The 26250-nt window shown below is 43.7% G+C and carries 21 protein-coding genes and 6 pseudogenes; 23 read left to right on the forward strand and 4 right to left on the reverse strand.

The window, feature by feature from the left end; all coding sequences use genetic code 11:
• Positions 1-119: 119 nt before the first annotated feature.
• Positions 120-1658, forward strand: a pseudogene (locus IEW93_RS14790) (TonB-dependent receptor domain-containing protein); the annotation flags it as partial.
• Between the two features lie 11 nt (positions 1659-1669).
• A pseudogene (locus tag IEW93_RS14795) lies at positions 1670-3268 on the forward strand (dihydrolipoyl dehydrogenase family protein); the annotation flags it as partial.
• On the opposite strand, the pseudogene IEW93_RS22330 reads toward IEW93_RS14795, so the two are convergent.
• Positions 3211-3465 (reverse strand): annotated as a pseudogene (locus IEW93_RS22330) (hypothetical protein). The pseudogenes IEW93_RS14795 and IEW93_RS22330 sit on opposite strands and share 58 nt — an antisense overlap.
• A 68-nt stretch (positions 3466-3533) precedes the next feature.
• On the opposite strand from IEW93_RS22330, the pseudogene IEW93_RS14800 reads away from it, so the two are divergent.
• From IEW93_RS14800 to IEW93_RS14860, 14 genes and pseudogenes are all read left to right on the forward strand, one after another.
• Positions 3534-4088: pseudogene (locus IEW93_RS14800) on the forward strand (oxidoreductase dimerization domain-containing protein); the annotation flags it as partial.
• Between the two features lie 134 nt (positions 4089-4222).
• Entirely contained in the window at positions 4223-5074 is an 852-nt protein-coding gene (locus tag IEW93_RS14805) for a DUF547 domain-containing protein (RefSeq protein WP_188740082.1), read from the forward strand.
• The gene (locus IEW93_RS14810; RefSeq protein WP_229706697.1) at positions 5061-6353 is read left to right on the forward strand and encodes an ABC transporter substrate-binding protein; all 1293 of its coding nucleotides are present in this window, start codon (positions 5061-5063) and stop codon (positions 6351-6353) included. Before IEW93_RS14805 ends, IEW93_RS14810 begins: the two co-directional genes overlap by 14 nt.
• 50 nt (positions 6354-6403) lie before the next feature.
• Complete coding sequence (locus IEW93_RS14815) at positions 6404-8056, forward strand: ABC transporter permease (protein WP_229706699.1); 1653 nt, start codon at positions 6404-6406, stop codon at positions 8054-8056.
• A gap of 8 nt (positions 8057-8064) precedes the next feature.
• Positions 8065-8730, forward strand: a complete 666-nt coding sequence (locus IEW93_RS14820) for an ATP-binding cassette domain-containing protein (RefSeq protein WP_188740084.1) — start codon at positions 8065-8067, stop codon at positions 8728-8730.
• A gap of 34 nt (positions 8731-8764) precedes the next feature.
• A pseudogene (locus IEW93_RS14825) lies at positions 8765-9428 on the forward strand (CDP-alcohol phosphatidyltransferase family protein).
• A complete protein-coding gene (locus IEW93_RS14830) occupies positions 9425-10237 on the forward strand; it encodes a sterol desaturase family protein (protein ID WP_188740085.1) in 813 nt (270 codons plus the stop codon). The pseudogene IEW93_RS14825 and the gene IEW93_RS14830 overlap by 4 nt, the downstream one beginning before the upstream one ends.
• A gap of 429 nt (positions 10238-10666) precedes the next feature.
• Positions 10667-11116, forward strand: a pseudogene (locus tag IEW93_RS22365) (methyl-accepting chemotaxis protein); the annotation flags it as partial.
• Between the two features lie 30 nt (positions 11117-11146).
• A complete protein-coding gene (locus IEW93_RS22370; RefSeq protein ID WP_506344878.1) occupies positions 11147-11494 on the forward strand; it encodes a CZB domain-containing protein in 348 nt (115 codons plus the stop codon).
• A gap of 168 nt (positions 11495-11662) precedes the next feature.
• A complete protein-coding gene (locus IEW93_RS14840; protein ID WP_188740087.1) occupies positions 11663-12355 on the forward strand; it encodes a 5'-methylthioadenosine/adenosylhomocysteine nucleosidase in 693 nt (230 codons plus the stop codon).
• 103 nt (positions 12356-12458) lie between these two features.
• A complete protein-coding gene (locus tag IEW93_RS14845) occupies positions 12459-13469 on the forward strand; it encodes a cobalamin biosynthesis protein CobD/CbiB (RefSeq protein WP_188740088.1) in 1011 nt (336 codons plus the stop codon).
• A 209-nt stretch (positions 13470-13678) separates the two neighbouring features.
• On the forward strand, positions 13679-14056 hold the full coding sequence (locus IEW93_RS14850) for a DUF2721 domain-containing protein (protein ID WP_188740143.1): 378 nt from the start codon (positions 13679-13681) through the stop codon (positions 14054-14056).
• Entirely contained in the window at positions 14053-14679 is a 627-nt protein-coding gene (locus IEW93_RS14855) for a trimeric intracellular cation channel family protein (RefSeq protein ID WP_188740089.1), read from the forward strand. Before IEW93_RS14850 ends, IEW93_RS14855 begins: the two co-directional genes overlap by 4 nt.
• A 1-nt stretch (position 14680) precedes the next feature.
• Positions 14681-15157 (forward strand): nuclear transport factor 2 family protein, encoded by a 477-nt coding sequence (locus tag IEW93_RS14860; protein WP_188740090.1) that lies wholly within the window; start codon positions 14681-14683, stop codon positions 15155-15157.
• A gap of 395 nt (positions 15158-15552) precedes the next feature.
• On the opposite strand, the gene tyrS is transcribed toward IEW93_RS14860, so the two are convergent.
• Positions 15553-16749, reverse strand: a complete 1197-nt coding sequence (gene tyrS, locus IEW93_RS14865) for a tyrosine--tRNA ligase (RefSeq protein ID WP_188740091.1) — start codon at positions 16747-16749, stop codon at positions 15553-15555.
• A gap of 125 nt (positions 16750-16874) precedes the next feature.
• Between tyrS and IEW93_RS14870 the strand changes: the two genes are divergently transcribed.
• From IEW93_RS14870 to IEW93_RS14885, 4 genes are all read left to right on the forward strand, one after another.
• Positions 16875-18422 (forward strand): peptidoglycan DD-metalloendopeptidase family protein, encoded by a 1548-nt coding sequence (locus tag IEW93_RS14870; RefSeq protein ID WP_188740092.1) that lies wholly within the window; start codon positions 16875-16877, stop codon positions 18420-18422.
• Positions 18423-18453: 31 nt separating this feature from the next.
• Entirely contained in the window at positions 18454-19569 is a 1116-nt protein-coding gene (locus IEW93_RS14875; protein WP_188740093.1) for an anhydro-N-acetylmuramic acid kinase, read from the forward strand.
• A gap of 91 nt (positions 19570-19660) precedes the next feature.
• Positions 19661-20047: a DUF2750 domain-containing protein gene (locus tag IEW93_RS14880; protein WP_188740094.1), complete on the forward strand. Its 387-nt coding sequence runs from the start codon at positions 19661-19663 to the stop codon at positions 20045-20047.
• A 24-nt stretch (positions 20048-20071) separates the two neighbouring features.
• Positions 20072-20533 carry a hypothetical protein gene (locus tag IEW93_RS14885; protein ID WP_188740095.1) on the forward strand — a complete coding sequence of 154 codons (462 nt, stop codon included), beginning with the start codon at positions 20072-20074 and terminating at the stop codon, positions 20531-20533.
• Positions 20534-20600: 67 nt separating this feature from the next.
• Here the strand turns inward: IEW93_RS14885 and erpA are convergent, their stop codons facing one another.
• Positions 20601-20951 carry an iron-sulfur cluster insertion protein ErpA gene (gene erpA / locus IEW93_RS14890; protein ID WP_160053015.1) on the reverse strand — a complete coding sequence of 117 codons (351 nt, stop codon included), beginning with the start codon at positions 20949-20951 and terminating at the stop codon, positions 20601-20603.
• Between the two features lie 21 nt (positions 20952-20972).
• Entirely contained in the window at positions 20973-21746 is a 774-nt protein-coding gene (locus IEW93_RS14895; protein ID WP_188740096.1) for a DUF6776 family protein, read from the reverse strand.
• A gap of 52 nt (positions 21747-21798) precedes the next feature.
• On the opposite strand from IEW93_RS14895, the gene IEW93_RS14900 reads away from it, so the two are divergent.
• The 3 genes from IEW93_RS14900 (at position 21799) to hemL (ending at position 26110) form a co-directional block, all read left to right on the forward strand.
• Positions 21799-23538, forward strand: a complete 1740-nt coding sequence (locus IEW93_RS14900) for a chloride channel protein (protein ID WP_188740097.1) — start codon at positions 21799-21801, stop codon at positions 23536-23538.
• 241 nt (positions 23539-23779) lie between these two features.
• Positions 23780-24799, forward strand: coding sequence for an aspartate carbamoyltransferase (locus tag IEW93_RS14905; protein WP_188740098.1), 1020 nt, complete (start codon positions 23780-23782; stop codon positions 24797-24799).
• A 24-nt stretch (positions 24800-24823) separates the two neighbouring features.
• The gene (hemL, locus tag IEW93_RS14910; RefSeq protein WP_188740099.1) at positions 24824-26110 is read left to right on the forward strand and encodes a glutamate-1-semialdehyde 2,1-aminomutase; all 1287 of its coding nucleotides are present in this window, start codon (positions 24824-24826) and stop codon (positions 26108-26110) included.
• Positions 26111-26250: the final 140 nt, after the last annotated feature.

Below are 26250 nucleotides of genomic sequence, written 5' to 3' on the forward strand. Positions count from 1 at the left end.
TCGCGCGCTTGAGCATGCTGGGTTTCGAGCTGTTTCTTCTGGTCATCGGTGAGGTATATTTTCATGAGGTGTAGCATGATCCTGATTTGAAATAAAATCAAGCACCTTCAATGATCACCGGTATATATGTGACTGGTCAAGGCGTTCAACCTAATGGCAGCACCATACCAGGCGCTAATGCCATTGTGTCGCCGACAGGGTTAGTAAAAATAGATCGCAGCCAGGTACTGACCGATCCTGACAACATCAATAACGCGCAAACGTTTATCGTTCACAGTACCTACATGCGTGAGTTAAGCGATAAAGCCACCTTTAAAAATATCACTTACTATCAGCACTTAGAACGTGAAGAAATAGCCCAAAACAGTTTTGTTGAAATCATCGATGGCGCTGACACTGCACAAAACCGGGTTGAGCTAGCCTATCAATGGAATAATGATCAAAACACTATTGTTGCCGCCGACATACGCTACAACAAGGTGTTAGGTTACAGCCAATTTACCACCGAAGCCGATTTACCTATCGATTTAACAGGCCCAATTGAAAATCGCCGAATCCCACTGACTGCAGAACAACAAGCCAGGCTAGTTGAACTGCGCCCTGGGGTGTTTGTGTCACCGGGGGCACAATACGACATTGATGGTGATGGTAACGGCGACTATTCATTATCAGACACCACAGACTCAACCAGCTGGCAAACAGGCTTAGCCATTCAACACAATAGTCAATGGACCGATAAATTATCGACCAGCATAGGGTATCGTGCCGACTTTTATGATGTTGAAGCTCGAGATGCCTTAGCACCCCAAGGTCAAATCGCCGCCAGTGATTCAATTAATGAAATGCTCGAATCTGGGCAAATTAGTATTAGCTATCAACTGAGCGACTTTATCACCACTTATGCCAGTGCCAGTTATAACGAATCCACCTCAAACAGCATGGCGGGCGGCACCACATTAGGCGCCAATAACCAAATTAGCAGCCAAAACTTTGCTACCGAAAACACCTTAACCGAAGTGGGCATTAAATATTCGCCAAACGATAATGCCTGGTATGTCGATGCTGCAGTGTTTGATCAAAAACGCAGTTTGCGAAACCGTGATGGCAGCAACACAGGCATTCGCACTAAAGGATTTGAGGCACAAGCCTTTTATGATGCCGACCCGTATTGGTTTAGTGCGGGCTACAGTTATTTAGATGCTCGTTATGATAATTCGGCCAGTAGCCAGGATACGGTTCAAGTCGCCGACGCCTTTGATAATTCACGTCCAGATATCATTGCAGGCACCGGAATAGGCGCACCCAATTTTGCCTCATTTGCGCCCTCAAATAGCCGCGTACAAGGTTTACCTGAACAATCGCTCACAATTAATGGCGGAATTGCCATTACTGAGAAATGGCAAGCCGGTTTCTCCGGTCTATATACCAAGAGTTATCCATTGGACTATTTAGCGACTGTGTATATTCGCGATCAATACACGCTCAATATCAATACTCGTTATGACTTTAGCGAACAAACCAGCGTAAGACTTGACGTTAATAACGTCACAGACCAAAAGAACTGGCGCCCAGTATTTGAAGGCGGTTATTTCGGTTCTACCTTGGTTTACCCTGAGTTACCTATTAATGCCACCCTGACATTGCAGCATTCATTTTAAGGCGATAAAACATGTTGAAAAAAATTATTCTATTACTGATTGCTGCAACGCTGGTGGGGTTATTTTTCCACTTTAATTTAAACCAACTACTCACGCTTGATGGCCTTAAAGGCTCAATGGCGCAATTTAGCCAACTGCGCCAAGAGTCACCATTGTTAGTCATCGGTGGCTTCTTTGCATTGTATGTGGCTGTCACTGCATTGTCCTTACCTGGCGCCGCGATACTTACCATCGCCTCAGGTGCGTTATTTGGCATCGTCGAAGGCTTAATTATTGCTTCATTTGCCTCAAGCATTGGTGCCACACTCGCCTTTTTGGTGTCGCGCTACTTATTACGCGACTCCATTAAACAGCGCTTTCCAGAGCGCTTAGCGGCCATTGATGCTGGGATTGAAAAAGAAGGTGGTTTTTATCTATTCACTTTACGTTTAGTGCCTATTTTCCCGTTCTTTTTAATTAACATGCTAATGGGCGTGACGGCGTTTAAATCGTGGACTTTCTATTGGGTAAGCCAGGTCGGTATGTTTTTAGGCACCTTTGTTTACGTCAATGCCGGGACTCAATTAGCGCAAATCGACAGTCTGTCTAACATTTTATCGTTCAACCTAATTGTGTCATTTGCCCTATTAGGCTTATTCCCGCTTATTGCTAAAGCCATCGTCAATATGATTAAAAAGCGTCGCGTATACAGTAGCTGGACAAAGCCCGCTAAATTTGACCGCAATATGATTGTGATTGGCGCGGGCGCGGGTGGTCTTGTCACCAGTTATATTGCCGCTGCCGTAAAAGCTAAGGTGACCTTAATTGAAGCCGGTGAAATGGGCGGCGACTGTTTAAACTATGGCTGTGTACCCAGTAAAGCCATTATTAAGAGTGCCAAAATAGCCCAGCAAATCCGTAATGCCCATCATTACGGGCTAGAAGACAGCACACCTGAGTTTTCGTTTAAAAAAGTCATGGCCCGTGTACATCAGGTGATTACTGATATTGCCCCACACGACAGTGTTGAGCGTTACACCAATTTAGGGGTTGATGTGGTTAAAGGTTACGGCAAGTTAATTGACCCATGGACAGTCGAAATTACCTACCCAGACGGTAACACCACTCGCTTAACCGCGCGCAGCATTGTGATAGCCACCGGCGCTCGACCATTTGTGCCGCCATTACCGGGCATTGAAGAAGTCGGTTACGTCACCAGTGATACCTTATGGGACGAGTTTGCCAAACTCGATACTGCACCACAAAAATTAGTGGTACTTGGCGGCGGTCCAATTGGCTCTGAGCTTGCCCAAAGCTTTGCCCGTTTAGGCTCACAAGTCACTCAAGTTGAAATGGCCGAGCGCATCATGATTAAAGAAGATGTTGAAGTGTCTGAGTTTGCTACCCAAGCTTTGAAAAACAGTGGCGTGAATATATTAACCTCACACCAAGCGCTGCGCTGCGAACTGCGAGACGGTAAAAAATACCTTATCGTTAAACATCAAGAGCAAGAGCAAGCCATTGAGTACGACCAACTATTATGTGCCGTTGGCCGCAGTGCACGCTTAAGTGGTTACGGACTAGAAGAATTAGGCATTGAAACCAACCGTACAATACAAACCAATGAATACCTAGGGTCTGTTGATCTTTCAAGATTGTTTTTGCAGCGAATTGTTGGTCTTTTATACAAGGCAGAGACTTTGAGGTGTAGTTATTCTACATAAAAAGTCGATAACGCAGTAAAAATGGCCAACAAACGCTGCCTGAAAGGTTCGGCTAAAAACGTTTTACTCTTTGTTGAATGGATTTTGCTTAGATGACTAGGCATCAATCCATTCGCCTCGATTAAAACGTTTTTAACTCGAACAAAATTCAAACAGCAAAGATCAACAGACCCTAGAAACTCTGTACCCAAATATCTTTGCTGCTGGCGACATTGTTGGCCCATATCAATTTACTCATGTGGCAGCACATCAAGGCTGGTACGCTGCGGTAAATGGACTATTTGGACACCTGAAAAAGTTTAAAGTCGACTATCGCGTTATTCCGTGGACCACCTTTATCGATCCAGAAGTGGCGCGCGTGGGTATAAACGAATATGAAGCCAAGCAACAAGGTATTGATTACGAAGTGACTCGTTTTGATTTTGCCGAGCTTGACCGTGCGATTACCGACAGCGCGACCGAAGGCTTTATTAAAGTGATTACCCCTAAAGGTAAAGATAAAATCTTAGGCGTCACCGTGGTGTCAGAACACGCTGGTGATTTAATTGCTGAATTTGTATTAGCCATGAAGCACGGCCTAGGGCTTAACAAGATTTTAGGTACTATCCACAGTTACCCAACATGGGCCGAAGGCAACAAGTACGCTGCCGGAGAATGGAAACGTAACCATGCCCCAGCAACAGTGCTACGTTGGTTAGAAAAATACCACACATGGCGCCGTGGTTAATCCCTTAAAAGACGACCCAATGATAGCGTCAGTTAACCCTGATTAACTGACGCATATTTAATGAAACACGCGTGAATCAATAGCAAACTGCCCGGCAAGGGATGATGCCAATCGCAGTAAGAGAGCCAAATAAGATGAGTACAATATTTAAGGCATTTTTCGCAAGTGTTGTCATTGCGCCCCTACTCTTTAGCACCTTACTATTTAGTCAAATCAGTGTGGCTGCCGATGCAATTCCAGCAACAACTGAGCAGGCCTTACACCAACAATGGCAAGCTCTGGTGAGTCAGCACGTAAAGCCTATCAATAATGGCAACAGTAGCGCGGTAGATTATGCAGCAATGCAGCTGCAACGCACTCAACTGCAAAGCTACCTCAAGCAGCTCAGTAGCATCAGTCAGACGCAATTTGATGCATGGGATAAATCAACACAATTGGCCATACTCATCAATGCCTATAACGCCTGGACCGTTGAGCTCATCTTAACTAAATATCCAGATATTGAATCGATAAAAGATCTCGGCGGATTTTTTAGCTCGCCCTGGGACAAAAGCTTTATTCCTTTGCTTGGCAAAACCCGCAGCCTCAATGACATTGAGCACAAGCTTATTCGCGGCAGCGACAGATACAATGACCCGAGAATTCATTTTGCGGTAAATTGTGCAAGTATTGGCTGCCCGGCTTTGCTTGAAGAAGCCTATACCGGTGCTAAGCTCGAGCAGCAACTCGATGCACAAACCAAGCGTTTTTTAGCTGACACTAGTCGTAATTATGCCAAAGGCGACACGGTTTATTTGTCTGCCATTTTTAAATGGTATGGCGATGACTTTACTCAAGGCTTTGCCGGGGCGGATTCTGTTGAAGCGTTTTTATTGTTGTACCCTAACGCATTACAACTCAATACGGTTCAGCAAGCGGCAGCAAAAAAACAGCAATTAGCTATCAACTTTCTCGATTATAACTGGTCGTTAAATGCGGTTCGATAAGCCAATGCTCTCCAGAAAAAGAACTAACATAATCAAGCCTATTGTGGCGGCTACAGCATTAGGTATCAGTGTATACGCCTGCCTTTGGACCAGCGTGGCTTACGCACAAACCAAGCAGCTTGCGGTATGGGAACAGATTGAAGCGCGTGGCGTAAATCAAGATGTGTACTTTCATGCTTGGGGCGGCGATCCGCAAATCAATCGCTATATTCAGTGGGTTGCCGAGCAAGTTAAGCAGCAATACCAAATCACATTACACCATGTAAAACTGACCGACACAGGCGAAGCCGTTAGCCGAGTATTGGCAGAAAAATCAGCTAATAACCATAATAACGGTAAAGTCGATTTAGTATGGATTAATGGCGAAAACTTTGCTGCGATGGCAAAGCATCAATTATTAACGCCAAACTGGGTTATGCAATTGCCCAACTTTGCCTTAACCGATCCAGATAATAACCCCGCCATGACACGTGATTTTGGCGTACCGACTCAAGGCATGGAAGCGCCATGGGGCAGAGCGGCTCTGACGTTTTATTACGACAGCTTATTGACCCAAACGCCGCCACAAACACTACAACAATTAAGCTTATGGGCAAAACAACATCCGGGGCGATTTAGTTATCCTAAGCCGCCTGACTTTTTAGCCATGAGCTTTTTAAAATACGCGCTAATCGCCCTTAACAACAGTCAGCCAGATGCCATTAAAAATAGGCTTTATCAAACCGCTAGCGCTCAAAGCCAGGCTTTATTATTGCCACCACTTTGGCAATATTTAGACAATTTACACCCGTACTTATGGCGTAAAGGACAACACTTTATGTCTAGCGGTTTAGCACTACGCCGATTAATGGGCGATGGCGAGCTTGCACTGGCATTTACCTTTTCAGCCGCCGAAGTGCCCGCGGCTGTCGCGCGTTTTGATTTACCAGACAGCACCCGTAGTTATCGTATGCGTGACGGCAGTTTAAGCAACATCCATTTCGTCGCCATGACTTACAATGCCGCCCACCCAGATAGCGCTAAATTAGTGGTTAACTTTTTACTCAGCCCAAAAGCTCAGGCAAAAAAGCAACAAGCAAAAGTATGGGGCGACACCAGCGTGCTTGCGTTATCGCAATTGCCAGCAAAACAACAGGCGTGGTTTGAGCCACCCGCAGAGTCACATCCAAGCGCTAATATTGTGAACCAAGATATCAGCCCCGCATTAAGTGAGCCCCACCCAAGCTGGACAAACGTCATTGCAACGCAATGGTTGCAACGCTATGGAGTGATACGGTGATAACAGCAAAAAGTGGTTTCAACACCTTGGTTCGCAGTAGTCCCTATTTAATGATGGCATTGCTAGTGCTGCCTGTTATTGGTGGCTTGATTGCAGTGGTGTTACCGGCTTTTGGCTGGTTTCCGGTACTTGGTCACACTCAATTTAATATCAGTGGCTTTGTGGATTTATGGCATACACCCGGTATTGGGTATATGGCACTGCTCAGTGTGTCCACCAGCTTTATCAGCACCTTACTGGCTTTTGTCATTACCATTTTGATTTTGGCCAGTTACTTTACCAGCCCTTGGCTAGGCTATATTCAACGCTTGTTAGGGCCAATTTTAGTGATCCCTCATGCCGCCGCAGCGATTGCCATAGGCTTTTTAATTACCCCGTCTGGGATGTTTTCGCGGCTGGTTTCCCCCTGGTTAAGCGGCTGGGATACGCCACCTGATTGGTTATTCCCACATGATGCTATGGGGCTCAGTATTATTTTAGGCCTAACCCTCAAAGAGCTCCCTTTCTTATTGTTGATGGCACTGAGTGTGCTGGCACAGCCCGATTTAGGCCACACATTGCGCGCTCAACATCGCGTGGCATTAAGCCTGGGCTATTGCCCAATGACGGCTTTTTTTAAAGTAGTATTGCCAAGCTTGTATCCATTTTTACGTTTGCCGATTTTAGCGGTACTTGCCTATGCCAGTGCCAGTGTCGAGATCCCGTTAATTTTAGGCCCCAATAGTCCGCCAACGCTTGCCGTGGCCATTATGCAATGGTTTCACGATGTCGATTTAAGCTTGCGCATTAAAGCCTCGGCTGGAGCCATTGTGCAAATAGCCCTGACGTTACTCTTATTGCTTGGCTGGTGGCTGGCAGAAAAGCTCATCAAAACGCTGTCTCAATCTATGCTGGTTAATGGTAAACGCGAATATGCCGGCGCCATTATGCAAAACATCACTCACGTGATTACCATGCTGATGTTAACGGTTATCGGCTTAGCCTTACTTGGCATGGTGTTATGGTCTTTCGCGGGTTTTTGGGCTTATCCTGATCTGCTGCCTAACACGTTTGTGACTCAGCATTGGCAATCGGCGTTACAACAAATGCGCACGCCGCTTGTCGATACACTGTTAATTGGCGTTTGTGCGACAGGATTAGCAGTAGTGCTAACCTTGTTGACACTTGAAGCCGAGCAACATACCAACAAAACGGTATCAAGATTAAGTAGCGTAATCATTTACTTACCTTTGCTTATTCCCAGCATTGCGTTTTTATTTGGCTTAGTGTGGGTATTGGAGCAAATTAACAGCCACCATACCTTTATTAACGTGGTGTTAGCCCACTTACTCTTTGTATTACCTTATGTATTTTTATCGCTCGCGAGTAGTTTTCGACGTTTAGACCCACGGTTTAGCTATGTTGCCGCGAGCCTAGGCGCCAGCCAGGCAAAAATATTTTGGCAAATAAAACTGCCCATGTTACTGGCGCCCATTTTTATTGCTGCGGCATTGGGTTTAGCGATTAGTTTTAGCCAATATTTACCGACATTATTGGCAGGAGGTGGGCGTATCAACACCATTACCACTGAGGCAGTATCGCTAGCTAATGGCGCAAGCAGACGCACCAGTGCGGTTTATGCGTTAGTCCAAATGTTGCTCCCAGCACTTGGTTTTCTGCTCGCATGGGCACTGCCTAAAATGCTGTTAACACACCGCGAATAAGGACACATATGCAAACGCACGAACAAACAACCGCGGCAAGTTCAAACACTTCTTCGTTGGTGATTGAGCAGTTAACCCTAAAGCGGCAACAACAGCTGTTGCTATCATTAAACGAAACTATTGTTGGTGGTGATATTCTGACGATTATGGGGCCATCAGGTAGCGGTAAATCGACGCTGTTAAATTGGCTCACCGGAATGCTGCCTAAAGGATTCAGCGCCAAAGGCAATGTATACCTAAATGGACAGCTCATCACTGACACTGCCAGCCACATGCGTCGTATTGGCTTAATATATCAAGACCCTTTACTGTTCCCGCATCTCACTGTCGCAGGTAATATTAGCTTTGCCATGCCAGCCGGAGTTAAAGCACAACGCCAAGCTGATATTAGCCAGGCATTATCTCAAGTAGGATTAGCCGGTTTAGAGCATCGCAGCCCACAAAGTTTATCGGGTGGGCAACAAGCTAGAGTCGCACTGCTGAGGGTGTTACTCAGTCAGCCCAAAGCCATTTTACTTGATGAGCCTTTTAGTAAGCTTGATAGCCAATTACGCCAAGAAACACGGCAGTTGGTGTTTGAACAAATTCGTCAGCACAAGCTACCCGCGATTATGGTCACCCATGATCAAAGCGATGCTGACGCAGCTCAGGGTAAAATTATTTCGTTGTTTTAGCGTGTTAATAGTGACAATAAATTGGAAACCACAAATGCTAGATAGATTTATTACACCGGTGATTAAGCCGATGCTTAAACCGCTTGTATTGCTACTGGATAAAAAACAAGTACAGCCAGACCAACTCACACTCATCGGCTTTATTGTAGGAATGATGGCGGTGCCTTTTTTGGCGCTACAGCTATGGTATGTGGCATTATTTTTTATCGTATTAAACCGTATCATTGACGGACTTGACGGCGCCCTTGCCCGTCATCAAAAACACACTACGCCAGCTGGGGGTTATTTAGATATCTGTCTCGATTTTTTGTTTTACGCAGCCATTCCTCTAGGGTTTGCACTCGCGAATCCCAATGAAAATGCGTTAGCCGCTGCTGTGCTTCTTACTGTGTTTATCGGGACTGGTTCAAGCTTTTTAGCCTTTGCTATTCCGGCTGAAAAAATCAATTTACCGCGACCACAGTTTGCCCATAAAAGTTTTTATTTTTTGAATGGCCTTACCGAAGGCACTGAAACCATAGCTTTTTTTTGTGGCATTTTGTTTGTGGCCAGCTTACTTTCCAGAGCTGGCTTACACGTTTGCTTTTTTAGGGGCTATTACTATTTTTACCCGTATTCATGGCGGTTATAACACCTTAAAAAACCATTCAAGTAACCAGCAAACTAGAACAAATATCGTTGAGGAGCCTAAAACATGATAGATGATATGGCAGCAATTCGACTCGGAGTATTTTTAACCATTTTGGCGTTAATGATGAGTCTCGAAGTCTTGTTTCCTGCTAGAACACTCATTAAAAGACCCCAGTCAGCCTCAATGGCAACACGGTGGCTGGGTAACTTTGGCTTGTTAATTATCTCATCGCTAATCGCAAGGTTAATACTGCCAATAGGATTGGCCGGTTTTGCCCTGTATGTCAGCTCACAACAATGGGGGCTATTACATTACTTTGCTTTACCGCTTTGGCTTAATATCGGCGTCAGCGTGTTGCTGCTTGATATGTTGATTTATTGGCAGCACAGATTATTTCATCGCATTCCATTATTATGGCGTTTGCATAAAGTGCATCATGCCGATCGCCACGTCGACAGCAGTACCGCGTTGAGGTTTCACCCCATCGAAATCATTGCCAGTCTTAGCATTAAAGCGCTTGCAATTGTGGTATTGGGTATCCCTGCTGAAGCGGTCATCTTGTTTGAGATATTGCTCAATGGCTTTGCTATTTTTAACCACGCCAATATTCGCTTACCCGCAAGAATTGAAAACCTTGCCCGTTTAGTGCTGGTCACTCAGGTATTGCATCGTATTCATCACAGCCAACTGATGAGTGAAAGTAACAGCAACTTTGGCTTTAGTATTATTTGGTGGGACAAGCTGTTCGGCACCTACACCGCACAGGCCAGTAAACCAGATACTCAAATTGATATTGGTTTAACCCACTACCCTAACGCCAAACAAAATGCCTGGCTTAGCGGTTTATTGTGGATGCCTTTTGCCCGCAAAAAATAATCATAAGGTCACTCTAATCTCAAGTTAAAGTCCTTTTAGTGCATTGTAACTACCAAAGTGTCATGTCTTTATTATTGTTGTTTGTGATGCACAACACTTGGCGAGCTTGATTAAAAAAGCAAATTTAGTCACTATATTACTAATGTATAAATAACCAATAGAGATATTATGATCGGTTTTACCCAGAGCTTAAAAGCAGAAATTGCCGATTTAAAGCAGCAGCTGACCAAAACAAAACAGCAGCATGCAGATGAGCTCTCTCAATTGCATCAGCATATTGCACAATTAACTCAGCAATTAGCAGACTCTGATAATCAATCCGAAAACGATGCTCAACGCGCCAATTTGCAATTGCAAGGTGCAACGATGCTTAACGATATTCGAGATACCACCCTCGCTAACTCAATCAAGCTCGATGAAGAAAAACACATGTTGTCTGAAGTCGATAAACTGTTCGGTCAGACACGAGTCGCTATCGGTAACTTAAAAGAACGTGCGGGACATTTAAATGATCATGCAGAAAAGAGCATGGAGACTGCGGCTCAATTAAGTCAATCAGCCAATGGTATTAGTAATTTAGTGTCATCGATCCAACAGATTTCAGAACAAACTAACTTACTGGCACTCAATGCCGCCATTGAAGCTGCGCGTGCAGGAGATGCTGGTAGAGGGTTTGCCGTAGTCGCAAGCGAAGTAAGGCAATTAGCCAGCAACGCCCATGATGCCAGTGCCAATATTGAAAAATTAGTCGCTACCGTTATTGAGCAAACCGAGCAAATTAAACAAGTTGTCATTACAAACCAAACTTGTTCGAGTGATATTGCAGCCTCTTCTGAACAAATTGATCAAGTCGTCACCGAAGTGCTTAAAAGTTCAGGAGTCATGAAGCGTGTCATTGGCGAAGCGTCAATGACCGCATTTTTAACCACTGTGAAGTTAGACCACAGCGTATGGAAGAGCAACGTATACAGTATTTTGGCCAACAAAGATGTGACGGCAAACGTCAATAGCCACACTGAATGCCGTCTCGGAAAATGGTATTACCATGGTGAAGGCCAACAATATGCAAGCTTGTCGAGCTTTAAAGCTATTGAGCAACCACATAAAGCAGTTCATAGCGCTGGAAAAGCGGCTGTCGCTGCGATGCAATCTGGAGATGAGTCAGCAATTTTAACTCATCTTGATACCATGGAAGATGCCAGTATTCGTGTGGTTAAATCTATCGATAGTTTACTGTCGCAAAGCCAGCATCACTAGTTGACTCGCACTCAATTGTCCATAAAACATCTGTTAGCTGAACAACTTACCGCTAACGGATTGCATTGCTTTTCACAACTGACTTAAATTACTCTACTTTTCACAAAATCGCCCGCCCATGCTATATTAGCGCCCATTCGAATTTGTTTAATCAGTTAAGGTTTATCCATGAAAATCGGTATTATTGGCGCTATGGAGCCAGAAGTTGTTCATTTAGTACAAGCCATTGTTGAGCCCGAGCATACAACTATCGCAGGCATCGAATTTATTAGCGGTAATATCGGCGATAAACAAGTGGTTGTCACCCGCTCAGGCATTGGTAAAGTGGCAGCTAGTATTGCCACAACGTTACTGATTGAAAAGTTTGCAGTAACACATGTGATTAATACCGGTTCAGCTGGTGGTTTTGTCGATACACTCGCCATTGGCGATATTGTGATTTCATCTGAGGTGCGCCACCACGATGTTGATGTCACCGCATTTGGTTACGAGATTGGTCAGATGGCACAGCAGCCGGCCGCATTTTTACCAGACAGCAAGCTAGTCAATGCCGCTAAACAGGCCGTTGTAGAATTAGGGGAAGTGAACGCCATTGAAGGATTAATTTGTACCGGCGACAGCTTTATTTGCGATCCTGTTCGCACCAAAGTGATGCGCGAAAACTTCCCAACGATGGCCGCATGTGAAATGGAAGGAGCAGCTATTGCTCAGGTTTGTCACCAGTTTAGGGTGCCATTTGTAGTGATCCGGTCACTGTCAGACAATGCTAATAATGATTCGCCAGTGGATTTCGACTCGTACATCATTAAAGCGGGTATGCACTCAGCCTTGATGGTCATTGCGCTATTGCAACAGCTATAATGGACTATACGGGTTTAACTGCTTATCACTCTGCTAAACCCGTGCTTTTAGTATTACAAAAACTTACTTAATCTGATGCGCAGCCGCTAACTATTGAGTCTCTATGGTCAATAAATTATTCGATCCACAATTACTTAGCCAAGACGGCGGTGTATTGCAAAGCTGCTGCATTTTATTTTGCGCGTTAATTTTGGCTCGATTTGCCCCTATCCCTCGAGACTTACAACCACTGTTGTGGTTTAACCGTATTGCAGTGCTGATTGCCGCTAAAGTGAATCACCCTGAGCGTGCGGTGAGCCAACAGCTAACAGCAGGCATTTTAGCGACATTAATTCTAGTAGTACCAAGCGGTATTATTGTTAGCTTTTTACTGGGTCTTGCCGCTTATCCATGGTTTTTTGAGCTGATTATTTTATATTTTTGTTTGTGTGACTCCGCCTTTAAACCCGTGGCAGAACAAATAGCGAATGCAATAAAAACCGGTAACAAGCAGCATGCCAAAGGGCTACTCAGCCCCTGGGTTAGCCAAAACACTCAAGTGCTTTCAGAGGTGGGATTAAGTAAAACTGCCATAGAGAAACTGTTTACCACTCCCATTTATGGCACTTTAGCCACCATTTTATTTTTTGCGATGGGCGGTGCAACCATGGCTCTGGTGGCCAGAATGCTAAGGCAACTAGAGCACAGTTGGCCCACATATCACCCACACTTTCATATTTTTTCGAGTTTTGTGGGGCAATTTAATCGCGTGATATTTTTTATTCCGACCTTGCTTTGGCATTGCTCATTGGCAATTCAATTTGGCCAACTTGGATTGTCTTCCATCGTGTCGTCAATGCGGCCGGCACCTGGTCCCAAACAGCAGTTAAATAACCATTATGGCAGTTACGCTTTAGCCGCAAAATTACTCAAAATTGAACTTGGAGGCCCACAGCAATTTATGACCAACAAAGGCCAAACCATTCGAGTAGACTTACCCAAGGTGAAAGCTGGTCCGTTACCTGATTATCGCCACATCAACCACGCCATCACAGTGACGCAAACAGCAAACCTATTTTGGATCTGCCTAACCTTGTTATTGCCTCTTATTTGGACTGGATTAAGATTTATTTAAAACCGGTAAATCCTGTTTTAAACTAGCCACTTTTTAGCGATAATACCCAAGCTTTAACATTGAAGTCGCTATGCTCAAGATTGTCATAATGACCCGCTATCATAAGACTTCTAATGCTGACATCTTTAAAACATAAATCCTCTATAGTCAGCAACTGTTGATTATTATCAGTTTAAGACCTGCTTAGGAATGCCATGTTTCTCAACAACTTGCATATATCATTAACCACTCCAGCACTATTGTTTCCGGCAATCTCGTTATTATTGCTCGCATACACTAACCGATTTTTCTCTCTTGCTGCCCTCATTCGTAACCTCAGTAGTAATGACAAGCCGGTACAAGATGAGCAAATCAAAAACTTACGCCAACGAATTATTATCATCCGAAAAATGCAAGAAGCTGGTGTCAGCAGTTTTGCCTTGTGCGTACTGTGTATGATTTTTATTTACACCGGTTTTAACCAAACTGGCTCGGTGATCTTTGGCTTAAGTTTACTGCTTCTACTCTACTCATTGATCTTGTCTGTAGTGGAAATCCGCATCTCAGTTGATGCACTCAACATTCATCTCAAAGAGTTAAGTAAATGAGTCAGTGGATCTATTTTTTCGATTTATGTGGTACTGCCGTTTTTGCACTTTCTGGGGCGTTGGCAGCAGGTAAACACCGCATGGATCCATTCGGGGTAATTGTGCTTGCCTCAGTAACCGCCATTGGCGGTGGCAGTATTCGTGATGCGTTAATTGGCGCAACCCCAGTATTTTGGATCCGCGATCCTAATTACATCATTGTGATTTTAGCTACGGTTTTGGCTTGTTTAGTGTTAGTACGTAAACCGCATAAATTACCCACACTCACCTTACCTGTTGCCGATGCTCTTGGGTTGGCATTGTTTACTGTTATTGGCGCAGAGAAAGCATTATTAATGGGACTTTCAGGCATGATTGCTGTTGTGATGGGCTTAATTACAGGCGTGGGTGGTGGCATTATTCGTGATTTGCTGTGTCGCCAAATCCCGATGGTATTACGCACCGAAATTTACGCAACTGCTTCCATCGTGGGTGGGATCTGTTATACCTTAAGTTTGGCTGTGGGCATGGACAGTATGACATCGATGTTTATCGCAATGATCAGTATTTTAATCATTCGATTAAGCGCAATCCGCTGGCATTTATCTTTACCGGCTTTCGATTTAAAAACAAAGAGAATTTAATGTGCGAATAATATTGCTATTATGTTGTTTAGTCTGCAGTTTTTCAATCAGTGCCAATATTGGTGATATGCCTAAAGAGCAACAGCTCGCCATGAAATACATGGAGGCGTTAACCGATCATGACTACTCTACTTTACGGCATTTTTATTCCCGTGATACCGTTTTTTTCGACAAAACAGCAAACACAACCTACACAGGCAGTCGGCAAATCATTGGTTTTTTACAGCGCGCTCATGAAGGGGTACTTGAGTACCGTTTAAACATAGAGCATATGTTTAATACGGGTTCGTTAGTGGTGATTATCGGCAGTTATCGTTTACGAGGCCCTGGGGATCAATTCGGAAAGCCCGGTAAAATTATCGATTTGGCGATACCTGGCGTTACCACGCTTAAATTTGACAATAATACAGAGCGATTAATTGAACAAATGGATCTTATGGACTATCAAACCATGTCAGACCAACTCGAGTCTCAATAACGTCATTCATTAATCAGGATAAATAAGTGAGCCGAAATTGCAGCGAGCGAGTTGTTCTACCTTCAACATATCTAACAACGTTATAAGCGATGCTAACCAACCTCAACTCTGGATAAGAGATGTATTGATAACGATATAAATCAATAGATTGACTAAAATCCACTGTCAAGCTTGTGATTGGTTTTGCTAACAAGGCGAATTAACGCGTCAATAGCTAGCCTATTGCAAGTTAATTCAACGCAGTGAGGAAGGCAAAGGACTGCTTGAAAGACGTTTGTTATCCAGAGCTGAGGTTAACTAGTAAGAATGATCACATTCTTGTGCTGATTGGTATAAACAACGCACATAAAAAAACGGCTTAAATGATAAGCCGTTTTTTTATTCGTAAAAATACGTTATTTTAAAATCACTTTGGCAAATTTGCGTTTACCAACCTGGAAAACCGCTTCCAGACCAGCATTAAAGCTAAGACGACTGTCTTCTACTTTTTCACCATCCATTTTTACCGCACCTTGCTTAATCATCCGCATACCGTCAGATGTTGAGCCCACAAGCCCTGCATCTTTAAGTAAGTTAGCAATCGCTAAGCCTTCACCCGCTTCTAATATCACTTCCTCGATATCATCTGGGATAGCCCCTTTTTGGAAACGATCAATAAAGGCCTGATGAGCAGCTTGCGCTTGTGCTTCGTCATGAAAACGCGCAATGATTTCTTTAGCTAATAAAATCTTAATGTCACGTGGATTTGTGCCGTTTTCAACGTCTAACTTAAACTGTGCAAGCTCTTCAAGCGGACGGAAAGACAATAACTCAAGGTAGCGCCACATTAAATCATCTGAAATCGACATAATTTTGCCGAACATTTCATTAGCAGGCTCACTCACACCAATATAGTTATGCGCCGACTTAGACATTTTCTTAACGCCGTCTAACCCTTCAAGCAGCGGCATCATAATCACAGTTTGTGGTTTTTGTCCTTCGGCTTTTTGCAGTTCGCGACCCATCAATAAATTGAATTTTTGATCTGTACCGCCCAATTCAACATCAGCCTGTAACGCAACAGAATCATAGCCTTGCAACAATGGGTACATAAACTCATGAATCGCAATCGATTGGCCTGATGCATAACGCTTTTTAAAGTCGTCACGTTCCATCATACGGGCAACCGTTTGTTGCGATGCCAAACGGATCATACCAGCAGCGCCTAATGGCTCTAACCAGCTAGAGTTAAATTCGATACGGGTTTTAGCAGGGTCTAAAATTTTATAAACCTGCTCTTTATAGGTTTCAGCGTTAGCAAGCACTTGCTCACGGGTTAACGGAGGACGAGTACTGTTTTTACCACTTGGATCACCAACCATACCGGTAAAATCACCAATCAAGAAAATCACTTCGTGACCTAGCTCTTGAAAAGTACGCATTTTATTTAAAATAACCGTGTGACCTAAGTGAATATCAGGAGCGGTAGGATCTGCACCTAACTTGATGCGTAATGGACGCCCTTCTTTCAGTTTCTCAAGCAAATCCGCTTCAAGTAATATCTCATCGGTGCCACGCTTAATTTCTGCCAATACTTGATCTAAATTCGCCATCTCTACTGCAACTCCTAGGGCTTGCACAAAAAATAAAGAGGTCTATGTTACTTGTTAGCCACGGCAAATGAAAGAGTGTACACTTAGCAGATAATAACACGAGAGAGAAATTGGTACCTGAGTCAATGGCAAAGCTTCTAACTTTATTCACATTGTTGCCAAAAGCACATCAAATCACCCTGTCTTTATTGGTGATGTTAACCACGATTATTCTGATGTTTCCATCGGAAGACGCACAAGCCTCTAAACAAACCCAAATAGTAAGCCAAACAAATGATAAAGATGCGTTAGAAACCAATAGCGATTATTCCGTGCCACTGGCATTTAGAACACCTACGGCACCCAAAATTGATAAAAATGATGCCGATGCTGAAGAAATCGCTGACAATATTTTTGTTAACGACACATTACCACCACAACAATTAGGTGATTCATCTGACGATGTGTCAGAAACACCTGATGATGAAGCCTTTGCTCAGCATATTGCAATGTTACGCACGCGCCCAGAGGGCATTGACGGTGTGATTCATGATATCGACAATCAAGTCGCTAAACAAAAAGCAAAAATAACTCAGCAAGCTAGCAACGATGATTACACAGTAGAATATTACGAAGTGGCTAAAGGCGATACTTTAGGTGGTTTATTCAGCCGTGCAGGCCTTAGTGCTAAAGATGTATACGACATCACCCAACTGCCTTTAGCAAAAAAGAATCTACTCACTATTATGCCAGGTGAAGAAATCGCCATTAGCAAAAATGAGTTAGGTGAATTAAAAGAACTCAGTTACCGCATGGACAAGGTGTCAACCTTAGTGATCAGCCATAACAATGATCGCTATAAAGAAGTGGTTAACACCAAAGAAGTTGAAAATCGTACTTCATTTATTACCGCCACCATCAAAAGCAATTTTTGGAATGCAGCAGCAGATGCAGGCTTGTCTGGCAATCATATTATGGAACTGGCCAATATTTTTGGCTGGGACGTCGACTTTGCGTTAGATATTCGTAAGGGCGATCATTTTTCATTATTGTTTGACCAAGAATATGCCGACGGCCAATTTTTACGTAATGGCAATATTTTAGCCGCTGAATTTATCAACCAGGGTGAGCGTTACACTGCCATACGTTATACCGATGGTGAATATTATTCAGAAAACGGTAACAGCATGCGCAAAGCTTTTTTACGCTCTCCAGTCGATTTTAAATATGTCAGCTCAAACTTTAACCCACGCCGTTTACACCCAGTAACAGGGCAAATTAAAGCCCACCGTGGAGTGGATTATGTTGCTGCGATTGGCACCCCAATTAAAGCTGCTGGTAAAGGCAAGGTGATTGAGTCTGGTTATAACCAATTTAATGGTAACTATGTGTTTATTAAACACAATGAAACCTATACAACGAAATACCTGCACTTAACTAAGCGCAAAGTAAATCGTGGTGACACAGTCAAACAAGGGCAAGTAATTGGTACTTTAGGTAAAACCGGTCGGGTTACCGGCGCTCATTTACATTACGAGTTTATTGTTAATGGTGTGCACCGTAATCCACGCACGGTAGATTTGCCTAAATCAATGCCGATTAATCGCAGTGAAAAAGGCAAGTTTACCTCCTTGAGTAAACAGCTAATGGCGCAACTCAAATCAAACCAACAGCAGCAATTGGCTAGTAATTAATTGCTCGCGGCTTCTATTCAGAGAGAATTTCATGTCTAAGCCAGAATATTTTATCGGCCTTATGTCAGGCACAAGCATGGACGGTGTTGATGCCGTGCTAGTTGACTTTGCCGGTGAGCACCCAAGGTTAATTGCAGGCCACACGGAAGCCATTCCGAGCCATTTGTTAAAAGGCTTACAGCGTTTGTGTCAGCCCGCTGTTGATGATGAAATAAACCGATTAGGACGACTTGACCGCAGCGTGGGCAAGTTATTTGCTCAGGCGGTCAATAACTTGCTCGCTAAAACTGAAGTGAAGCCTGAACAAATCATCGCCATAGGGTCGCACGGACAAACCGTGCGCCATATGCCAAACCTAGAAATGGGCTTTACCCTGCAAATTGGCGACCCTAATACCATTGCTATTGAAACCAACATTGATGTAATTGCCGACTTTAGGCGCAAAGATATTGCGCTTGGTGGACAAGGCGCGCCTTTAGTGCCGGCTTTTCATCAACAGGTATTTGCCCAAGCTGGCCACACTCGAGTAATTTTAAACATTGGCGGTATCGCTAATGTGACCTATTTACCCGGAAACAGTGATGACGTGCTTGGTTTTGATACCGGCCCAGGTAACACCCTGATAGATTACTTTGTTCATCAAAATTTAGGTCATGCATTTGATGAAGATGGCGCATGGGCTGCATCAGGCGAAACCAATGCGGCATTTCTTAAGCAACTATTATCGCATTCATATTTCGCGTTATCTGCGCCTAAAAGTACCGGCAGAGAATTGTTTAACCAAGCCTGGCTTGAGCAGCAATTAGCGGAATATAGCCATTTAGATCAAGAAGATATTCAGTCAACATTACTCGATTTAACTTGTCACAGTATTGCTAATGACATTAATAAGCTGTCAGCTACTGGTGAGCTATTTGTGTGTGGTGGCGGCGCACTGAACACTGAATTAATGCAACGTTTAACGCAATTGGTTCCTGGTTACAAAGTAGATACAACCGCAGCATTAGGCGTTGATGCTAAATGGGTTGAAGGCATTGCCTTTGCGTGGCTAGCAATGCGTCATCATAATGACTTACCTGCTAATTTACCGGCAGTAACCGGTGCTTCACGCCCAGCCGTACTTGGTGGCCGTTACCGAGCAAGATAACTTTTTCAATGCGGTTGTCGATGTTATGATGAGCGCAAATTTGCTCAGCTCTTTGGGTTGGCAAAGTCTTTACTAAATAATGAGAGTTAATATGAGCAACAAAGCCAAAAGTGTATCAGAACTAATGAATCTAACCCCAGAGGGTCGTTACGATTACATGGTTGAGCAAGTTAAAGCCGAGCAAACTATTTGGACCCTGCAAGATCAAGATGGCTGCGTGATGTTAACCACCGAAGATGAAGACTGCATTCCAATGTGGCCATCAGAAGAAACCGCCGCACTTTGGGCCGTTGACGAATGGAAAGAGTGTGAGCCATTAGCTATTCCGTTATCTGAATTCCAGGAACGTTGGGTTAGTGGTATGGAAGATGACGACCTATTTATTGCCGTTTTCCCAGTGCAAGAAGATTTAGGTGTTGTTGTACCACCCTATGAAGTGAATGAGCGTTTAACGCCAAAGTCACACGCTAAGCATTAGTCTGTATCCAGTGAGTAAAACATAATGACTCAGGACACACGTCAACCCAATACGACGCCAGATGAAGTCAAACCGCATTTACCCAAACGCCTGATTGCGTTAATGCTGGTGTATGTTATCGCTGCAGTGGCAGGGCTAATGTTGGCGCAATCGCTAGCTGAACTCAGTGCAATGTTCAGTATTTTAACGCTTATGCTAGTGTTGGGTATTATAGGTAGGCAAAAAGCAGCGCTTTATTTATTACGCACTTATAGTCTGCTGCAATTAGTGCTGTACAGTATGATGCCAATCATCATGTATGATCCAGATAACCTTGATGCCGGCCCAACCACCATGGACTTTGGTTTGTTTCAAAGTGTGGTGCCAGAGTGGCTTATCTATAGTGTTTTTATCGCTTTAGGTATGTTGCAAGTGTGGATTAGCTTTAATGCCAAGGTAAAAACCTGGTTCAAGCCGCGTGTTAACTTTAATATTATTGCTAGTTAATACGCACAAAAAAGCCGTCGCAAGACGGCTTTTTTTATTAGCTCGTTGTAATAAATATTAAAAACGATTACACCGAGAAACTTGCTCCACAACCACAGGTTGTTGTTGCATTAGGGTTCTTAACAAAAAAACGAGACCCTTCAAGACCAGATGTATAATCCACTTCGCCACCCATAAGATATTGGAGACTCATTGGATCAACCACAAGTTGCACACCTTGCTTTTCAATAGTGAAGTCACCTTCGTTGACTTTTTCATCGAATGTAAAGCCATACTGAAAACCAGAGCAACCACCACCTGTAACGTACACACGCAGTTTTAATTCAGGATTCTGTTCTTCTTCTAACAGCCCTTTTACCTTAGTTGCTGCAGCATCGGTAAATTGGATCGGCATTGCTGCATCAGTTTGTTCAGTCATTACTACCTCTTACTTCGGTTTCTACTGAGAATTATCCTTTACCTGACTATTTTGTTCAAGTATTACCCGCAGTTCTTTTTCACCCATTAATAGCTCTGGCACATTATAAGTTTGTTCAATGGACCCGCCTTTAACACCACGACTGGCATTGACAGTCACTTTAACGGCTATCTTTTGTAAACTAAAACCCGCAGGTAAAACGATATCGCTGTCCATAATTTGAAAATAACTAAATTCAAATGCTAATTTTTTATTAAGCAGCTTATTTAAATTAAGCGAACTGGCCTTGCCATTTTGGCTTCCGATAAGGGTCACTTCTGCATTAGCTTTCACTTTGGTTTTACGTTTTTGCAATTGCGTTAACACGATACGTAGCTGAAAACGCTCCGCACTTGCGCCTTGCACTAACTCAACCGTGTTAATGGCCACACCTTCAGCGTCGGCATCAGTCACCATAACACTGCGATAAAACGCCAGTTCTTTTTCGAGCGTTTTTTGTTCAACAAGCTGACGGCTGAACATATCTTGCATTTCTTTATTGGCGTTTTCAGCAATACTTAGAGCCAAATTTCGACTGGCTAACACTTGAGCTTGCTCGTCGAGCTGTTGTAATAATTTGCGTTTACCACTGGCACTGTTAGGCGTGGCTTCTGGCGCAAATGACAGCCAAACATTATAACTGACGGCGCCTAACAAAAAAGACACAAACATAAGGCTGAGTAAGTATTTGCTCGAAGTCCGATTTTTACGCTCTAAAACTTGCAGTCTGTCTAACCAACGGTGATAATTTAACATTAGGTAACAACCTTTTAAAGAATACAAATGCCACTCAGCTTAGAGTCATACTGTGCAGTTTAAGATAAATAAAGTCGCTATTATTCACGCCAAAAGAGCTGCGCGCAAATATCTGCATAACGAATTTAGAGATAAATTATCTCAAGCCAAAATTAGTGTACAACTTTGTGCACTTGCTCTGCTGTTTGCAATTATTGCATCAATCGTCATCATTTTATTTCGCCTAAGTTTACTTTGGGCTGAACAATATCTGCTTTCCGACACCAATACCATCAGTTCAACATTAACTGATTGGCGAAGTTACCTACCGCTAATGGGTGCTGCATTAATATGGCTATTGTCATTAATAGGGTCAAAGCGCTATCGCCGAATGGGAATAGCCTATGTATTGCACCGGTTTAAGTTACATTATGGCAAGGTGCCACTACAGTCGGCGGCTGGGCAATTTTTTCAGGCATTAATCGCATTAATGACTAACTTTTCGGTCGGTAAAGAAGGACCCGCTATTCATCTCGGTGCAGTGAGCGCCAGTGTGATGGCGGAAAAATTCAGCCTACCAGATAACAGCGTGCGTATTATGTGTGCTAGCGGCATTGCCGCAGGGATTGCCGCAATCTTTAATGCGCCATTGGCAGCAGTATTATTTGTATTTGAGGTCATTGTTCGCGAATACAAAATCCACTATTTTTTCCCGATTATGCTATCAGCAATTTGTGGTGCGGTATCAAGCCAGCTCGTTTTTGGTAATGTGCATGAGTATGATCTTATCAATGTTATTCGCATTCCACTCGACCACTACCCGATATTGCTTATTGGTGGCGTAGTGCTTGGTTGTGTAGCTGCATTGTTTAACTTCTCATTGTTAAGCGTTACCGCTAAAGGGCAAAAGTGGCCATTAATTTACCGATTATTTATTGCGGCTACATTCACGACCTTGATTGGGTTAGTGATGCCTCAAGCCCTAGGCTCGGGTGACTTTGCCATTCATGAAGCCATTATTGAAGATCCTAATTTATTATTTTTAATCGCTCTGTTGTTTGCAAAAATGCTGGCGACCGTTGCCGCAATAGGCTTTGGCGTACCGGGAGGGTTAATCGGCCCGCTCTACGGCATAGGGGCTTTAGTTGGCGCCATTTTAGCGATTTTAAGCAGCCTGATATTTCCATCCATTGCGCCTTATGTGGGGTTATATACTGTCATCGGCATGACTGCCATGATGGGAGTATGTTTAAGCGCGCCTTTAGCGGCATTAGTTGCTCTGCTTGAGCTAACCAACGATGCATCGATTATTCTCCCCGCGATGTTTATTACCATCCCGGCTTTTCTGGTTGCCTATCAGGGCTTTAATACCAGCTCAATATTCTTAAAACAATTAGATATTATGGGACTTGGTTACAAGGTTGCACCGTTAAACCAGGGCTTACAAAAGAAAGGGGTTAGAGTATTAATGGACCGGCGCTTTGTGATCGTCAATGACGATGATGAACTGCTGCTTGAAGTGCTTAAGCGTGCAGAAGGACGTCCCGTTTTAGTCCGAAATAACAAGGGCCAAATCGAAATGTTACGCCTAGAAATGCAATCATTTGAAGATTCAACAACCCTGTCTCGTCACCCTATGCCAGGGTTGCCAGACAGCGCAACGCTCAATGAAGCCTATGAAGCGCTAGCCGCTAAACGCTCAGGCGAGGTGTATATTTATCGAGACAGCCCTAATAACCCTAACGGTCAAAAAGTGGTTGGGGTGATCAGTTGGTCTAATTTATTGCAAGAGATCCGCTCAGGACAAATTTAACCATACTGGAATGGGTATTCTTAACACGCCGCCAAGGCCAAATATGTTAAGTCTTCTTTGCCCCCTTACGGTCCTATTTCGTAACAAGTGATTCTTGTTGGGTATATTTATCTGTTGTTTATTTTCTGCTACAATTTTGCCTCAGCCACATTATAAAAAAACCGATAAATACCCTATAAATAACGGTAAAATAACCTACTTTTTAATGGATATTTTACCCTACACTCTGGAAATCAGGCTGATGATGCAGTTCGAAGGTTCACATATCCTTTCCGTAAACCAGTTAGATCTGGATTCGATAAACACTATTTTTAACATTGCTAACAAAATGACGCCCTATGCGTTGCGTGAAAAACGCACCAAGGTATTAGAAGGCGCTATTTTGGGCAATTTGTTTTTTGAACCCAGCACCCGTACTCGCGTCAGCTTTGGCTGTGCGTTCAACTTACTTGGTGGTCATGTTCGCGAAACCACCGGGATGGCATCATCGTCGTTATCAAAAGGTGAGTCGCTATACGATACCGCTAGAGTACTGTCGACTTATTCAGACGTTATCGCCATGCGCCACCCTGACGCCTATTCGGTAAAAGAGTTTGCCGAGGGTAGCCGAGTTCCTGTGATTAATGGTGGCGACGGCCCCAACGAGCACCCAACTCAAGCCTTACTTGATTTATTTACCATCAAAAAAGAATTAAGCCATTCAGGCATGGGCATCGACGGAATGCACATCGCGATGGTAGGTGATTTAAAATATGGCCGCACAGTCCATTCGTTATCGCGCTTACTTTGCATGCATAAAGACATTCAGTTCACATTGATATCACCAAGTGAACTAGCAATGCCTGACTATGTGATCGCCGACATTGAAAATGCTGGCCATAAGATCACAATAACCGAACAACTTGAAGGTAATTTGCATCAAGCAGATATTTTGTACTTAACCCGCATTCAAGAAGAGCGTTTTCCGTCACAAGAAGAAGCTAATAAGTATCGCGGCAAGTTTCGCTTAAATCACAATATTTATACGCAACATTGCAAATCAAATACCGTGATCATGCACCCATTACCGCGAGACTCGCGCGCGCAGGCAAACGAGCTCGACAATGATTTAAACAGCCACCCAAGTTTGGCTATTTTTAGACAAGCCGATAACGGCTTACTTATCCGTATGGCACTTTTTGCATTAACACTTGGGGTTGAAAACCAACTCGAAAAGTATGAGTGCCCAGTAAACTGGTATTCACGTAAAGCCGATAGATAATTGGCACAATATTAAGGATTAGACATGACCCGTTCCGAAGTCTTATTTGAACAGGCTAAAAAGACCATTCCAGGTGGCGTTAACTCACCCGTTCGTGCCTTTAATGGTGTTGGTGGTTCGCCGTTATTTATCGAAAAAGCCGATGGCGCTTATATTTTCGATGCTGACGGTAAAAAATATATCGACTATGTGGGTTCATGGGGACCGATGATTTTAGGCCATAACCACCCTAAAATCCGTCAAGCGGTATTAGCGGCTGTTGAAAATGGTTTATCTTTTGGTGCACCGACAGAATTAGAAGTCAAAATGGCTGAAAAAGTCATTTCTATGGTGCCGTCAATGGAACAGGTTCGTATGGTGAGCTCAGGGACTGAAGCCACCATGAGTGCCATTCGTTTAGCGCGAGGCTTTACAAACCGCGACAATATTTTAAAGTTCGAAGGTTGTTACCATGGCCATGCAGACTGCTTACTGGTTAAAGCAGGCTCTGGCGCATTAACCCTTGGCCAGCCAAGCTCGCCAGGTATTCCTGAAGATTTTGCAAAGCACACATTAACTGCTACTTATAATGATCTTGATTCTGTTCGAGCCATATTCGAACAATACCCACAAGATATCGCCTGTATCATCCTTGAGCCGGTTGCTGGCAACATGAACTGCATTCCGCCTGTAGAAGGTTTTTTACAAGGTTTACGCGCAATTTGTGACGAGTTTGGCGCCTTATTAATCATCGACGAAGTGATGACAGGTTTCCGGGTTTCGATGAGCGGTGCCCAGGGTTTCTATGGCGTTAAGCCAGACTTAACCACACTAGGTAAAGTGATTGGCGGTGGTATGCCAGTTGGTGCTTTTGGTGGCCGTAAAGATGTAATGCAATTTATTGCGCCTACAGGCCCTGTTTATCAAGCGGGTACATTATCAGGCAACCCAATTGCAATGACCGCAGGTTTAGCGCAAATGGATGCCTTGTGTGAACCAGGCTTGTACGATGCACTTGCAGATAAAACCAAGCGTGTCGCAGAAGGATTTAAAGCAGCAGCAGATAAACACGGTATTCCATTAAGCATTACTTATGCAGGCGGAATGTTTGGTTTCTTCTTCACAGAAGATAAAAATCCAATGACCTCTTTTGCTCAAGTCACAAAATGCAACATGGAGCATTTCCGTCACTTCTATCATGCCATGCTAGATGAAGGCGTGTACTTAGCACCGAGTGCCTATGAAGCCGGCTTCTTGTCTATGGCCCATGGCGATGAAGAAATTGCGTACACATTAGCGGCTGTCGACCGTGTTTTTGCTGCAATGAAATAACCCCTACACAGTTAACCTTATTTAGGTTAACAAGTGTGGTCACAAAAAGGATAAACGATGCGTCGTCTATCCTTTTTTTTGCATTTATCTAACCTTCCCTATCTTGTGCTGCTGGTATGTAAAAATATCTAACCAGATCT

It is taken from the genome of Shewanella inventionis (assembly GCF_014641855.1).
Lineage (GTDB): Bacteria > Pseudomonadota > Gammaproteobacteria > Enterobacterales > Shewanellaceae > Shewanella > Shewanella inventionis.

What these genes read in the sequence shown, in the direction of transcription:
- IEW93_RS14805 (WP_188740082.1), top strand. Translation starts at nt 4,223, where the DNA reads ATGAGTACAATATTTAAGGCATTTTTCGCAAGTGTTGTCATTGCGCCC.
- IEW93_RS14810 (WP_229706697.1), top strand. Translation starts at nt 5,061, where the DNA reads ATGCGGTTCGATAAGCCAATGCTCTCCAGAAAAAGAACTAACATAATC.
- IEW93_RS14815 (WP_229706699.1), top strand. Translation starts at nt 6,404, where the DNA reads ATGATGGCATTGCTAGTGCTGCCTGTTATTGGTGGCTTGATTGCAGTG.
- IEW93_RS14820 (WP_188740084.1), top strand. Translation starts at nt 8,065, where the DNA reads ATGCAAACGCACGAACAAACAACCGCGGCAAGTTCAAACACTTCTTCG.
- IEW93_RS14830 (WP_188740085.1), top strand. Translation starts at nt 9,425, where the DNA reads ATGATAGATGATATGGCAGCAATTCGACTCGGAGTATTTTTAACCATT.
- IEW93_RS22370 (WP_506344878.1), top strand. Translation starts at nt 11,147, where the DNA reads ATGACCGCATTTTTAACCACTGTGAAGTTAGACCACAGCGTATGGAAG.
- IEW93_RS14840 (WP_188740087.1), top strand. Translation starts at nt 11,663, where the DNA reads ATGAAAATCGGTATTATTGGCGCTATGGAGCCAGAAGTTGTTCATTTA.
- IEW93_RS14845 (WP_188740088.1), top strand. Translation starts at nt 12,459, where the DNA reads ATGGTCAATAAATTATTCGATCCACAATTACTTAGCCAAGACGGCGGT.
- IEW93_RS14855 (WP_188740089.1), top strand. Translation starts at nt 14,053, where the DNA reads ATGAGTCAGTGGATCTATTTTTTCGATTTATGTGGTACTGCCGTTTTT.
- tyrS (WP_188740091.1), bottom strand. Translation starts at nt 16,749, where the DNA reads ATGGCGAATTTAGATCAAGTATTGGCAGAAATTAAGCGTGGCACCGAT.
- IEW93_RS14870 (WP_188740092.1), top strand. Translation starts at nt 16,875, where the DNA reads ATGGCAAAGCTTCTAACTTTATTCACATTGTTGCCAAAAGCACATCAA.
- IEW93_RS14875 (WP_188740093.1), top strand. Translation starts at nt 18,454, where the DNA reads ATGTCTAAGCCAGAATATTTTATCGGCCTTATGTCAGGCACAAGCATG.
- IEW93_RS14880 (WP_188740094.1), top strand. Translation starts at nt 19,661, where the DNA reads ATGAGCAACAAAGCCAAAAGTGTATCAGAACTAATGAATCTAACCCCA.
- IEW93_RS14885 (WP_188740095.1), top strand. Translation starts at nt 20,072, where the DNA reads ATGACTCAGGACACACGTCAACCCAATACGACGCCAGATGAAGTCAAA.
- erpA (WP_160053015.1), bottom strand. Translation starts at nt 20,951, where the DNA reads ATGACTGAACAAACTGATGCAGCAATGCCGATCCAATTTACCGATGCT.
- IEW93_RS14895 (WP_188740096.1), bottom strand. Translation starts at nt 21,746, where the DNA reads ATGTTAAATTATCACCGTTGGTTAGACAGACTGCAAGTTTTAGAGCGT.
- IEW93_RS14905 (WP_188740098.1), top strand. Translation starts at nt 23,780, where the DNA reads ATGATGCAGTTCGAAGGTTCACATATCCTTTCCGTAAACCAGTTAGAT.
- hemL (WP_188740099.1), top strand. Translation starts at nt 24,824, where the DNA reads ATGACCCGTTCCGAAGTCTTATTTGAACAGGCTAAAAAGACCATTCCA.